The organism is Microbacterium gorillae (genome assembly GCF_050990725.1).
In the GTDB taxonomy this organism is placed as follows: domain Bacteria; phylum Actinomycetota; class Actinomycetes; order Actinomycetales; family Microbacteriaceae; genus Microbacterium; species Microbacterium gorillae_A.
On the sequence record NZ_CP158844.1, the window covers coordinates 2,832,317 to 2,844,915 of the forward strand.

The window sequence follows — 12,599 nt, forward strand, 5'->3', positions numbered from 1 at the left end:
GCCGACAGCATGACACGGCCGATCGTTCCGATGCTCAGAAATTCGGCCATATTTCTCCCAGGATTTGGCCTGAGAAGGCCGAAAGTGCGGCGCAAGCTCGTCTCAGAACCACTCGCAGAACTCAGCGAAGGAGCCGACATGACCGAGTACGCAGACCTCCCCGGCCAGCAGAACCAGACCGCCACCGATCTCGAGGCGGAGTGGATCACCGACCCGCGATGGGCGGATGTCCGTCGCGACTACACCGCCGAGGATGTCGTCCGCCTGCGCGGTCCCGTCCGTGAGGAGGCGACGCTCGCCCGCCGCGGTGCGCAGAAGCTGTGGGACCTCATCCAGCGCAACAACGACGACCGCGAATCCTGGGTGTACGCGCTCGGTGCGCTCACCGGCAATCAGGCCGTCCAGCAGGTGCGAGCCGGACTCGAGGCCATCTACCTCTCCGGCTGGCAGGTGGCCGCCGACGCCAACCTCTCCGGGCAGACCTACCCTGACCAGAGCCTCTACCCCGCCAACTCCGTCCCCGCGGTCGTCCGCCGGATCAACAACGCGCTGCTCCGCGCCGGGCAGATCGAGTTCGCCGAGACCGGGACCACCACCCGTGACTGGCAGGCGCCCATCGTCGCCGACGCCGAGGCCGGATTCGGCGGACCGCTGAACGCCTACGAGCTGATGCAGGGCATGATCGCAGCGGGCGCCGCGGGTGTCCACTGGGAGGACCAGCTCGCCAGCGAGAAGAAGTGCGGCCACATGGGCGGCAAGGTCCTCGTGCCCACTTCCCAGCACATCCGCACCCTGAACGCGGCACGCCTCGCCGCCGATGTCGCCGGAGTCCCCAGCGTGATCATCGCCCGCACCGATGCGCTGGCCGCCACGCTTCTCACCAGCGACATCGACGAGCGCGACCGCCCGTTCCTCACCGGCACTCGCACGGCCGAGGGCTTCTACGAGGTCACCGGAGGGATCGAGCCCGTGATCGCCCGCGGCCTCGCCTACGCCCCGTACGCGGATCTGCTGTGGGTGGAATCCAGCGAGCCCGATCTGGAACTGGCCCGCCGCTTCGCCGAGGCGATCCACGCGGAATTCCCGAACCAGAAGCTCGCCTACAACTGCTCCCCCAGCTTCAACTGGCGCCGACACCTCGACGACGACACCATCGCGCGATTCCAGCGCGAGCTGTCGGCGATGGGGTACGCGTTCCAGTTCATCACGCTCGCCGGGTTCCACTCCCTGAACTACGGCATGTTCGAACTCGCCCTCGACTACAAGCAGCGCCAGATGTCGGCGTACGTCGAGCTGCAGGAGGCCGAGTTCGCCGCAGAGGCTTGCGGCTACACCGCGACCAAGCACCAGGCGGAGGTGGGCACCGGCTACTTCGACCGGATCGCCACCGCGCTGAACCCCGAGAGCGCGACACTCGCTCTCGTCGGCTCCACCGAATCCGCCCAGTTCCACTGATCCGCACGGATACAGAAAGGCCACGATCATGACCACCCATCCCCGTTTCGAAGTGCTGGGCGAGCTCGAGCCCCGCTTCGACGAGATCCTCACCCCCGAGGCCCTCGCGTTCCTCACCGCACTGCACGACCAGTTCGCGGCGCGCCGCCAGGACCGGCTACGCGAGCGCTACGAGCGCCAGAAGGCGATCAACGCCGGCTACACCCCCACCTTCCGCGACTCCACGGCACCGGTCCGCGAGGAGCCGAGCTGGCGGGTGGCGGGTCCCGGCCCCGGTCTGCACGACCGGCGCGTCGAGATCACCGGGCCCACCGATCGCAAGATGACCGTCAACGCGCTGAACTCCGGCGCACAGGTGTGGCTCGCCGACCACGAGGATGCCACGAGCCCCACCTGGCACAACATCATCGGCGGTCAGGTCAATCTGTACGACGCGATCCGTCGCCAGATCGATTTCACCAGCGACGAGGGCAAGGAATATCGCCTCGGCGAGGAGACCCCGACGATCGTCTTCCGCCCGCGCGGCTGGTTCCTCGGCGAGAAGCACTTCCGCTACACCACCACGGCCGGCCGGCAGGGATCGGTCTCCGGCGCCCTGGTGGACTTCGGGCTCTACTTCTTCCACAACGCGAAGGAACTGATCGCCCGCGGCCGCGGACCCTACTTCTATCTGCCGAAGCTGGAGAGTCTGGAGGGAGCCCGCCTCTGGGACGACGTCTTCACGTTCAGCGAGAACTGGTTGAACTTGGCGCACGGCACGATCCGCGCCACCGTGCTCATCGAGACCATCACGGCGGCGTTCGAGATGGAGGAGATCCTCTATGAGCTGCGCGACCACTGCGCCGGCCTCAACGCGGGCCGCTGGGACTACCTGTTCAGCATCATCAAGAACTTCCACTCCCGTGGCCGGTCGTTCCTGCTGCCGGATCGCTCCCAGATCACGATGACGGTGCCGTTCATGCGCGCTTACACGGAGCTGCTCGTCCGCACCTGCCACAAGCGCGGCGCATATGCCATCGGCGGAATGAGCGCCTTCATCCCGAACCGGCGCGATCCGCTGGTCACCGCGGAGGCGTTCGAGAAGGTCGCGGCCGACAAGCGTCGCGAAGCAGTGGACGGCTTCGACGGCACCTGGGTGGCGCACCCGGACCTCATCCCCGTCGCGAGGGCCGAGTTCGACGCCGCGATGGCCGGGCGTACCGACCAGACGCACCGCCTCCGAGAGGACGTGACGGTGAGCGCCGAGCAGCTGCTCGACCTGCGCATCGAGGGTGGGCGGGTCACGCGGGAAGGCATCCGCCAGAACGTCTCGGTGGCCCTGCGCTATCTGGATTCGTGGCTGCGCGGCACGGGTGCCGCAGCGATCGACAACCTCATGGAGGACGCAGCAACCGCGGAGATCAGCCGCGGTCAGCTCTGGCAGTGGATCCACCAGGGTGCGCTGACCGAGGACGGTCTCCCGGTGGTTCGCGAACGCGTGGAGTACGCGATCGACCGGGTGCTCGCGGACCTCGACCGCTACCCGGACGACCGGCTGGACGACGCAGCCGAGATCCTGCGTGAGCTGGTGCTCGGCGACGAGTTCCCGCTGTTCCTCACGGTCCACGCCTACGACCGCTTCCTCATCGACACCCCCGCGCGCGAACCCGCGTTCGTCGCCTGACGTCCCCCCACGTGGCCCGTCATCTCGCCCCCAGCGAGACGACGGGCCACGTCGTGTCTCCACCCCATAGGCTGAAGGGGATGTCGAACACGACCCCGGGCGGACTGCTGCACCTTGCAGCCGCCGCCGGCGCGCACCTGGAGAACCGGCGAACGGGTCGCTTCCGCCCGAAGCCCGAAGCTCGCCCGGCTGCTGTGCTCATCCTGTTCGGACGAGCTCGCGACGAGGACACACGCGGGCTCGAGGAGCTCACCGCCAACGATCTGGACGTCGTGTTGGAGGTGCGATCCGGCGCGCTGCGCTCGCACGCCGGTGAGGTCGCGTTCCCCGGTGGCGGTGCCGAACCCGAGGACGCCGATATCGTGGCCACCGCACTCCGCGAAGCCCGGGAGGAGATCGGTGTCGAAGCCACAGACGTCGATATCCTCGCCGAGCTTCCCGAGGTGGGCACGGTAAGCGACTTCCGCGTGACCCCGGTGATCGGCTGGCGCATCGCGCCCCGCCACTACGTCAGCGTCGATGAAGGAGAGACCGCGGACGTGCTCCGGGTGAGTGTGGCCTGGCTGCTGGACCCCGCGAATCGCTTCACGTCGGTCTACCGACACCCGCTGGGCGCGTTCCATGGGCCGGCCTGGGATCTGGACGGCGTCATCCTCTGGGGTTTCACCGCTTTTCTGCTGAACGACCTGTTCGATGCCGCCGGCTGGACGATCCCGTGGGACGAGTCGCGGACGCGCGACCTGTAGATCAGTAGATCAGAAGATCAGTAGCTGGAGTGCCCCGACCACGGTGAGCACCAGCACGATCGTGTCGAACGCCTGCTGCTTGATCCGACCGGCGATCCAGCGCCCGATGAGCGCGCCGATGATGACCGCGGGTGCGAGCACGAGATCGGTGAGCGCCACCTGTGGCGTCAAGAGGCCGAGCCCCAGCATGAACGGCACCTTCACCAGGTTCACGATCGCGAAGAACCAGGCGGCGGTCCCGAGGAAGGCCTGCACGGAGAAGCGCGCCGCCAGGAAGTACAGCGACATCACGGGTCCACCCGCATTGGCCACCATGGTGGTGAATCCGCCGAGCAGGCCGTAGCCCGAGGCGAGCGCGCGCCCCGTGCCCACGTCGGCGCTGGATGCTCGCCGCCGCAGCAACGTGATCAGCACCAGCAGAAGCAGGATCGCTCCGATCGCCTTGCGCACCCACCCGTCGGATGCCCACCACAGGAACAGAGCACCGAGGAGGATTCCCGCGACGACGGCGGGGGCGAGCTTCAGGATGGTGCGCCAGTCCGCGTGGCGGCGGTACATCGCCAGCGCCATCATGTCGCCGACGATGAGCAGCAGCAGGAGCGCCGCGGTGGACGTGCGCGCCGGCAGCACCGTGGCGAACACCGCCACCATGAGCGTGCTGAGGCCAGGAATGCCGGTCTTCGAGACACCGACGATGAGCGCTCCGAGCACGAGCAGCGCCCACGATCCGGCTTCCAGTTCCAGCACTCCCCCATCCTTCCCGATCCACGACACACCGAGAAATCGCACAACAACGACGGCGGCGGCGGGACAAACCCACCGCCGCCGCTGTGTCGCTCGTGGTGTTGGTCTGGTCTCAGCTTCGACCGGCCGCGCCGCCACCCGCGACGCCCGTGAACGTGAAGCGGAACCGCAGCGGTTCGTCCGTGGGCACCAGGAACTCCGGGTGGGTGCGCGCGCCCCAGGAGTTGTCACCGGCGACTCCGCGACGCATCAGCGCCGGCCGCAGCACGGTGTGGCGTGTGGCGGGGAGCTCGTTCGGGTGGTCGGCGTTCTCGATCTCGAACGGCGTCCAAGGCAGCGCCGAGAACTCCATCCCGTCCGCGCTCTCGACACGGATGCCCCAGCCGCGACGATCGGTGACCTCCGCCCACGTCACACCCGTGCGGCTGCCCGCCTCCTGCGGTCGCAGGTACGGCGTGAGCTGATCGGCGACGCTCGCTGCGAACACGTCACGACGGGTGCCGAGGCGGCGATCCACCGCGCTCTCCTCCGGCCCCTCGCCGTACCAGCGCAGCCGGTCGTGATCCGGCGAGGTCTGCAGCATCATCCCGAACTCGGGCAGATCCGGCAGCCCCTCCGGCACGGTCAGCGACAGGGTCACCTCGATGCGCCCGTCGCCCGTCACCCGGTAGTCCACATCGCAGGACGATGCGGGTCGGGTCGGCAGATCGTAGGTGTATGACACGGTGACGGACTCGTCATCCGTGCTGACCCGCGCCGTCCGCAGGGGCTCGCCGGCCGCACGCGCATACCGGCTCGCCAGCAGCCACTGACCGTCCTCGAAGGGTGCTCCCCAGCCGCGCTCGTTCGACGTCGGCGCGTGCCAGAAGTTCGGCTTCGGCATCGCCGACAGCAGCTCCCGCCCGCCGTCGCGGGTCTGCCCGAACCGGTAGGAGACCAGTCCGCCATACAGCTTCGAGAAGAGGGCCTCGAAGTGCTCACCGCGCACACCGACGTTGTGGATCCCGTCGACCACCTCGGGACGAGCTACCGGACGAGGCGTGACCGGAGCGCCCTCGACAACAACCACGCCCTGCCCCCGCGCCACGCGCGCGCCGGCCGGGGCCCACGCCGTGGCGTCACGGTGGAAGAACTCGACATCGATCGTGTACTCCCCCGGCAGGTTCGGCACGTCGAGCGCAAACGGCACAGAGCCGCGCTCTCCCGGAGCGATGTCGGAGTCGATCGCGACCGTCCGCAGCGTGCGCCCGTTCGTCCGCAGCGTGGCCACGCCCGAGTACGCCGCCGTCGAGGTGAACAGGTTGCGGTTCTCGATCGTCACGCCATCGCGGTCGATCACGAGCTTCAGCGGCTGGTACAGGAACGACACTTCCTGCACGAACGGCTTCGGGGTGTGGTCGGCGAACAGGATGCCGTTGCCGCTGAAGTCCGAGTCGTGCGGTGCCTCGCCGCTATCGCCGCCGTAGCCGAAGTAGGTGTTGCCGTAGCGGTCGGTGAGCTCGATCGCCTGGTCGGAGAAGTCCCAGATGAACCCACCCTGGAACAGCTCATCGCGATAGGCCAGATCGATGTAGCGATCCACCGCACCGAACGAGTTGCCCATCGCGTGCGCGTACTCGCAGAGGATGAAGGGCTTCTCGCGGTTCGTCGCCAGGAACTCCTCGATCTCGGCGGCCGGCGTGTACATCCGGCTCACGATGTCGGTGGTCTCCGGATACCGCGGATCCCAGTCGACACCCTCGTAGTGGACCGGCCGGTCATCCGCGGTGCGGAGGTAGTCCGCCACGTCGCGGATCAGGGTTCCGCCGAACGATTCATTGCCGCACGACCAGATCACCACCGACGGGTGGTTGCGGTCACGACGCAGCAGGCTGGTCGCGCGATCCAGCAGCGCGTCGCGCCACTCGGCACGGTCCCCGGGCAGCGCCTCGGACACCGGGAGATCGAGCGCCCGGATCGAATCCCAGATGCCGTGCGTCTCCAGGTTCATCTCGTCGATCACCAGGAAGCCGAACTCGTCGGCCAGCTCGTAGAAGAACGAGTTGTTGGGATAGTGGCTGGTGCGAATCGCGTTGACGCCGATGCTCTTCAGCAGTCGGAGGTCCGCGATAGTCTGCTCGCGCGTCATCACGCGACCCTGCAGCCCGAACTCGTGCCGGTTGACGCCGAAGAACACCACGCGCTCACCGTTCAACCGGAGCACACCGTCCTCGATCGCGAACCGACGCACACCGACACGCTGGCGGATCACCTCGACCAGTTCGTCTCCGTGTCGCAGGTGCAGCACGAGGTCGTAGAGGTGAGGGTCCTCGGGGCTCCACAGCCGGGCGTTCTCGATCCGCACCCGGAACGATCCGTCTTCGGCGCGGGCGAGGGCCGTTCCGTCCAGCTGCGCCGTGAGCTCGGCGTCGCCCTCGATCTCCGCGGTCAGGATCACCTCTGCGGATGACCCGTCGATCACGGTCCGCACGTGCAGGTCGGCGACGTGCGCCACCGGCAGGTGGGTGATGACGACGTCACGGAAGATGCCCGAGAAGCGGTAGAAGTCCTGGTCCTCCAGCCACGATCCGCCGCTCCACTTGAAGACCTGCGCGGCCAGGCGGTTCGGGCCGTCGACGAGAGCATGGGTGATGTCGAACGAGGAGGGCGTGAAGCTGTCCTCGGCATAGCCGATGTAGGTCCCGTTGACCCACAGCGCGATGGCGCTCTCCGCGCCGTGGAACGTGATCACCACGCGCTCCCCCGGACCCGACGCGCGCTCCAGCACGACGTCGGTCACGTACGATCCCACCGGATTGAACCGCGTGGGGACCTCGCCCGGAACGATCTGCTCGTGGCCGTCCCACGGGTACTGCACGTTGGCGTACTGGGCGCGGTCGTAGCCGTGCAGCTGGATGTGCGCGGGAACGGGAATGTCGTCCCACCCGCTCACATCGAACCCGGCCTGCTCGAAACCGGTGACGGTCTGGTCCGCGTTGCGGGCGTAGTGGAACTTCCACAGCCCGTTCAGGTTCTGCTCGTACGAGCTCGTCCCCGCGAGAAGTTCGTCTTCGCTGGCGAACCAGCGATGGTCCGAGCGCGCAGGCAGGCGCCCGTCGGCGAAGAAGGACGGATCAGCGATCCGGGAGATATCGAAGGTCACTGGTCACCCGTGGCTTTCTGCGCGAACCGCGCGACAGGAATCGAAAACGAAATCGGAGACGAAATCGGAAACGAGAGCTGGGACGTCACTGGTCACCCGTATCACTTGATCGCTCCCGTGATTCCCTGCGCGAACGCGCGCTGCAGGATCAGGAAGATCACCATGGTGGGCACGGAGGCGAGCAGCACGGCCAGCATGAGAACGCCGTAGTCGGTGACGTAGCCCGCGCTCAGGTTGGAGATGAGCATCGGCATGGTCTGGAACGCGTTGTTCACCAGGATCACCTTGGGCCACAGGAAGTTGTTCCAGGCGGTCATGAAGGTGATGACGGCCGCTGCCGCGTAGGTGGAACGCATCGTCGGGATGTAGATGCGAGCGAAGATGCTGAGCTCGCTGAGTCCGTCGATGCGCGCTGCCTCGATGATCTCGTGCGGGAAGCCGCGCGACGCCTGTCGGAAGAGCAGGATCAGGAACGGCGTCGAGATCGCGGGGATGATCACCGCGACCAGCGAGTTGACCAGCCCGACGCGGGAGAACAGCTGGAACAGCGGCACCATCGTGGCGGCGAACGGAATCATCATCGCCAGCAGCAGCACCGCCATCAGGCGATCCTTGCCCTTCGAGTGGAACACCTCGAAGCCGTAGCCCGCGATCGAGCAGATGATGAGCGCCAGCACGGTGATGCCGACGGCCACGATGAACGAGGCCGACATCGCACCCCAGAGGTTCTGCGATCCGGTGAGCTTGGCGAAGTTGGCGAACAGCTCGCCACCGGGCAGCAGCCGCGAGTCCAGCACGTCCTTGCTGGTGTTGGTCGCGGAGACCGTCATGAAGTAGAGCGGGAAGATCGAGAAGATCGCGAAGATGCCGAGGAACAGATACTTCGGTCCCTGGCGCAACAGCTTAGTCACGCTTGTCACCCACCTTCATCTGGATGAACGCGAGCACGGCGACGAGGATCAGGATCACGTAGGAGATCGCTGCGGCGTAGCCGAAGTTCGGGTTCTTCAGGAACGAGACCTCATAGAGGTAGTGCGACATGGACATCGTCGTGTAGGCGGGACCGCCGCGCGTGAGCGCCCACGACTCATCGAAGAGCTGGAGCGTTCCGTTGGTCGACATGATCGCGGTTAGCAGGATCATCGGCTTCAGCTGCGGCACGGTGACCCGCCAGAACGTCTGCCAGGCGTTGGCACCGTCGACCTTCGCGGCCTCGATGCTGGAGTAGTCGATGTTCTGCAACGCGGCGAGGAAGAACACCATGTTGTATCCGGTCCAGCGCCACAGCAGGCCGAGGATGATCACGAACCGCGCCGTGTTCGCATCTCCCAGCCAGTTGATCGGTGAGTCGATGAGGCCGAGGCCGCCGAGCATGTCGTTGACGAATCCGTCGGTGGCGAACATCGTCCGGAACACCAGCGAGTAGGCCACCAGCGACACCGCACACGGCAGGAAGATGGCCGTGCGCCACAGCCCCTTGAAGCGCAGGTTGCGGTCGTTGAGCAGGTTCGCCAGCACCAGAGCCAGGATCAGCATGATCGGAACCTGGATGATCAGGTAGATGAAGGTGTTCTGCAGGGTGAGCTTGAAGGTCTCGTCCTGCATGAGGCGCGCGTAATTGGTCCAGAGGGGGTCGGCGAACTTGAGGCCGGCACCGCGTCCGGTCTGCAGCGACAGGAAGAAGGCCTGGATCATCGGGATGAAGCTGAACACGAGGATCAGCAGGGCGGCGGGGAGAAGGAATCCCCACCCGGTGAGGCTGCGGCGGCGCTCACCGGTGAGCCACGGCCGAGGGCCGTTGACGGAGGCGCTGAGCGGTGGCTCCTTCCGGGTTCGCCCGGAGCGGCTGACGGAGATGGTCACGTCGTTCTCGCTTTCAGTGCGTGGATGCGGATCACGATCGGCGGGGTGCCGAGGTGCCGGTCGGCGCTCGCTCGCGAGGAGCGAGCGCCGACCGGCGGGTGATCACTGCATCGCGAACTCGACGTTGGCCTGCGCCTCGGCGAGCGCCGAAGCCGTGTCGGCTCCGCCGATGACCTGCGTCAGCGCAGCGCTGACGGCGTCACGGCCCTCGTAGTAGTACGCGCCCGTGTTGTTCGAGGGCACGTCGGCGCCGAACTTGACGACGTCGGCGAAGATCGTCTGCCCGCCGAAGAACTCGGACGGCTCGTTGTAGACCTCCGAGTCACCCGCGGGGATCCAGTTCGCCACGGCGCCGGCCTTCGGGAGGATGGTGTCGTAGAGCTCGGTCGATCCCGCGAACGTGGCCGCCAGGAAGTCGGTGGCGAGGTCCACGTTGGCGTTCGAGCTGATCGCCCAGGAGGAGCCGCCGTTCGCGGAGTAGTTCGTCGCCCCGGACACGCCGTCCAGCTTCGGGAGGTTCGTGATTCCCCACTTGCCGGACTGGTCTTCCGCCGTCTGAATCGACCCGACGATCCAGACGCCGTTCACGGTGGCGGCAACCGTGCCGTTGACCAGGGTTCCGATGTACTCGTCCCACGAGTTGACCTCGATGAGGATGCCGTCCTTCACCAGCTGGGTGTAGACCTTGATGGCGGCCTCGAGCGTGGCGTTGTCGGTGATGGTGGGCTTGCCCTCGTCATCGAACAGGCTGGCACCGGCGCTCTGCAGCATCATCATGATGAGGTCGGAGGACCCCGCCTGACCCGACAGGAGCGGCTTGCCGGTCTTGGCGAGCACGTCCTTGCCCTTGGTGATGAAGTCGTCCCAGGTGATGTCCGTGAAGTCGGAGAGCTTGTATCCCGCTTCCTCCAGCACGTCGGTGCGGAGGGCGGTGACGGCCGTTCCGGCGTCGAAGGGAACGCCGTAGTTGGTGCCGTCGATCGTGGAGTACGCGGTCACGGCGGAGGGGAACTCCGAGAAGTCGACCGCGTCGGTGGAGATCGGGCTGAACAGCTCGGGGTAGTTGATGCCGTTCTTCTGGAACGCGTTGTTCTGCATCAGGAAGATGTCGGGCAGCTCCCCCGTCTGGCCCGACTGAGCGAGCGTGGTGAGCTTGGTCTGCAGGTCATCCCACGGCGTCTCGACGATGTCGAGCGAGAAGTCCGGGTGATCCTTCTGATAGATCTTCTCGGCCTCCTCCATCGCGAAGATGTTGAAGTTCGGGTCCCAGGTCCAGACGGTGAGCGTGTTGTCGTCTCCTCCGCCGGATCCCGCATCTCCCGTGCCGTCGCCGCCGCCGGAGCAGGCACCGAGAGCGAGGGACAGGGGCAGAACGACCGCGAGCGTTGCGATCGTCCGCTTCGAAATGGAGCGCATGAGTTTCCTTCCGGTGCTGTGATGCGGACGGTGCTTCAGCACGGTCCGCGGTGTCGTACCTCCCGCTCGGTGGTGGGCCGGTGCGGGATCACCGGAGGTCGTTCTCCGGTGAGGACTGCGGATGTTACGAGGGATTCGCCTGACGGGGTGATCGTGTCCGTCATCGGCCTTCCGCGGGGGAAGTGCCTACCGTCGTCGTGCGTTCCGGGCGCGACGGATCGGTGCGTGTCTGGCCAGTCTCTCCTTCATTGCAGTCTCTGGTACAGCGCTGTACCAGGAACGATAGCGCACGATTCCCAGCTTCGCACCAGCGAATTTCTCGGAAGCTATGAATGCCTGATCACGCACGAGTCTTGAGCGTGAAATCCGCGATAGCGAGTCCTATCGCGTGGTCGATCGGACCACAATGTCCGACACCGCAAGGTGAAGCGAGGGGTCCGCTTCGCTGCCGTCGATGCGCGCGCTCAGCAGATCGATCGCGGTGGGCGCGATCCACTCCAGCTGGGAGCTCATCGTGGTCAGGGGCGGAACCAGGTACGCGGATTCGGCGATGTTGTCGAAGCCCATCACCTGGACGTCGTCTGGTATGCGAATGCCGCGCTCGCGAAGGGCGAAGACCGCACCAATGGCGATCGTGTCGCTGAGGCAGATGAGCCCGTCGAAGGGAATCCCCGAGTCGATGACGGCCGTCGCGGCTCGGAATCCCGCGCTGATCGACCAGACATAGCCGCTCACGCCGACGAGACGGCCGTCCAGCTGGAGCCCCACGGAGGCGAGCGCTTCGGAGATGCCCCGCAGGCGCTGCTCGGCGTTGCCCTCCGTGGCGGCGCTGATCTTGACCGGGTCATACGCGTGGTGCGCGCCGACGACGGCGATCGATGTGCACCCGCGCGACAGCAGATACTCGGTGGCCGCACGCGCATCGGCGATGTCGTCGGTCGTGACGTGGTCGGCGAGGCCGAAGGTGTCGCGCGATCCGAGGCACACGAGCGGATAGTCGACGTCCAGATCGGCCGGTGTCAACTGCTCGTGCTCGGCCATCGAGAGCAGCAGACCGTCGGCGAAGTGCACGTTGAACTGCTCCAGATAAGCGCGCGACGTCATCGGGCCGAATCCCTCGCCGAAGGTCGTGACGTACGCGGTCAGCCCCCGTGCGCGCGCCGCCTCGACCACGTTCTCGGCGAGTTCCGCGAGGTAGGGCGCCTTCAGCGTGGGAACGGCCAGCGCGATGGCGTCCGTGCGCCCGCGGGTCAGATTGCGCGCGGCGACGTTCACCTTGTAGCCGAGTTCCTCGACGGCGGCCAGCACCTTCGTGCGGGTGTCCTCCCCCATGCGCCCCGTGCCGTTGACGGCATTGGATGCGGTCTTCAGGGAAACGCCCGCATGTTCGGCGACGGACTGCAGGGTCACCACCCGGTTCGGACGTGGCATGGGGGCCTCTCTCATGTTCGGGTCGAAGATGCCGGGCGCGACAATCACGGGGCATCACCACTCCCGGACGAGCGGTTCTTCGCGTGGAGCTCGGTCTGCACCGGAACAGCAGGCCACGTCAGTGTGACGGCCGAGCGTT

At 66.6% G+C, this 12,599-nt stretch carries 9 protein-coding genes; 3 read left to right on the forward strand and 6 right to left on the reverse strand.

The window, feature by feature from the left end; translation table 11 throughout:
* Nucleotides 1–138: 138 nt before the first annotated feature.
* The 3 genes from aceA (at nt 139) to ABTV68_RS13115 (ending at nt 3,864) form a co-directional block, all read left to right on the forward strand.
* Complete coding sequence (aceA, locus tag ABTV68_RS13105) at nt 139–1,455, forward strand: isocitrate lyase (RefSeq protein WP_433674140.1); 1,317 nt, start codon at nt 139–141, stop codon at nt 1,453–1,455.
* 28 nt (nt 1,456–1,483) lie between these two features.
* Entirely contained in the window at nt 1,484–3,118 is a 1,635-nt protein-coding gene (aceB, locus tag ABTV68_RS13110; protein WP_433674141.1) for a malate synthase A, read from the forward strand.
* An 80-nt stretch (nt 3,119–3,198) separates the two neighbouring features.
* Nucleotides 3,199–3,864 (forward strand): NUDIX hydrolase, encoded by a 666-nt coding sequence (locus ABTV68_RS13115; protein WP_433674142.1) that lies wholly within the window; start codon nt 3,199–3,201, stop codon nt 3,862–3,864.
* Between the two features lie 9 nt (nt 3,865–3,873).
* Here the strand turns inward: ABTV68_RS13115 and ABTV68_RS13120 are convergent, their stop codons facing one another.
* From ABTV68_RS13120 to ABTV68_RS13145, 6 genes are all read right to left on the reverse strand, one after another.
* The gene (locus tag ABTV68_RS13120) at nt 3,874–4,611 is read right to left on the reverse strand and encodes a sulfite exporter TauE/SafE family protein (RefSeq protein ID WP_433674143.1); all 738 of its coding nucleotides are present in this window, start codon (nt 4,609–4,611) and stop codon (nt 3,874–3,876) included.
* A 109-nt stretch (nt 4,612–4,720) separates the two neighbouring features.
* Entirely contained in the window at nt 4,721–7,750 is a 3,030-nt protein-coding gene (locus ABTV68_RS13125) for a glycoside hydrolase family 2 TIM barrel-domain containing protein (RefSeq protein ID WP_433674144.1), read from the reverse strand.
* Nucleotides 7,751–7,851: 101 nt separating this feature from the next.
* Complete coding sequence (locus ABTV68_RS13130) at nt 7,852–8,661, reverse strand: carbohydrate ABC transporter permease (RefSeq protein ID WP_433674145.1); 810 nt, start codon at nt 8,659–8,661, stop codon at nt 7,852–7,854.
* Complete coding sequence (locus tag ABTV68_RS13135; protein WP_433674146.1) at nt 8,654–9,613, reverse strand: carbohydrate ABC transporter permease; 960 nt, start codon at nt 9,611–9,613, stop codon at nt 8,654–8,656. Before ABTV68_RS13135 ends, ABTV68_RS13130 begins: the two co-directional genes overlap by 8 nt.
* A 102-nt stretch (nt 9,614–9,715) precedes the next feature.
* Complete coding sequence (locus ABTV68_RS13140) at nt 9,716–11,029, reverse strand: ABC transporter substrate-binding protein (RefSeq protein WP_433674148.1); 1,314 nt, start codon at nt 11,027–11,029, stop codon at nt 9,716–9,718.
* Nucleotides 11,030–11,410: 381 nt separating this feature from the next.
* The gene (locus ABTV68_RS13145; protein ID WP_433674149.1) at nt 11,411–12,460 is read right to left on the reverse strand and encodes a LacI family DNA-binding transcriptional regulator; all 1,050 of its coding nucleotides are present in this window, start codon (nt 12,458–12,460) and stop codon (nt 11,411–11,413) included.
* Between the last annotated feature and the right edge of the window lie 139 nt (nt 12,461–12,599).

What these genes read in the sequence shown, in the direction of transcription:
- aceA (WP_433674140.1), top strand. Translation starts at nt 139, where the DNA reads ATGACCGAGTACGCAGACCTCCCCGGCCAGCAGAACCAGACCGCCACC.
- aceB (WP_433674141.1), top strand. Translation starts at nt 1,484, where the DNA reads ATGACCACCCATCCCCGTTTCGAAGTGCTGGGCGAGCTCGAGCCCCGC.
- ABTV68_RS13115 (WP_433674142.1), top strand. Translation starts at nt 3,199, where the DNA reads ATGTCGAACACGACCCCGGGCGGACTGCTGCACCTTGCAGCCGCCGCC.
- ABTV68_RS13140 (WP_433674148.1), bottom strand. Translation starts at nt 11,029, where the DNA reads ATGCGCTCCATTTCGAAGCGGACGATCGCAACGCTCGCGGTCGTTCTG.
- ABTV68_RS13145 (WP_433674149.1), bottom strand. Translation starts at nt 12,460, where the DNA reads ATGCCACGTCCGAACCGGGTGGTGACCCTGCAGTCCGTCGCCGAACAT.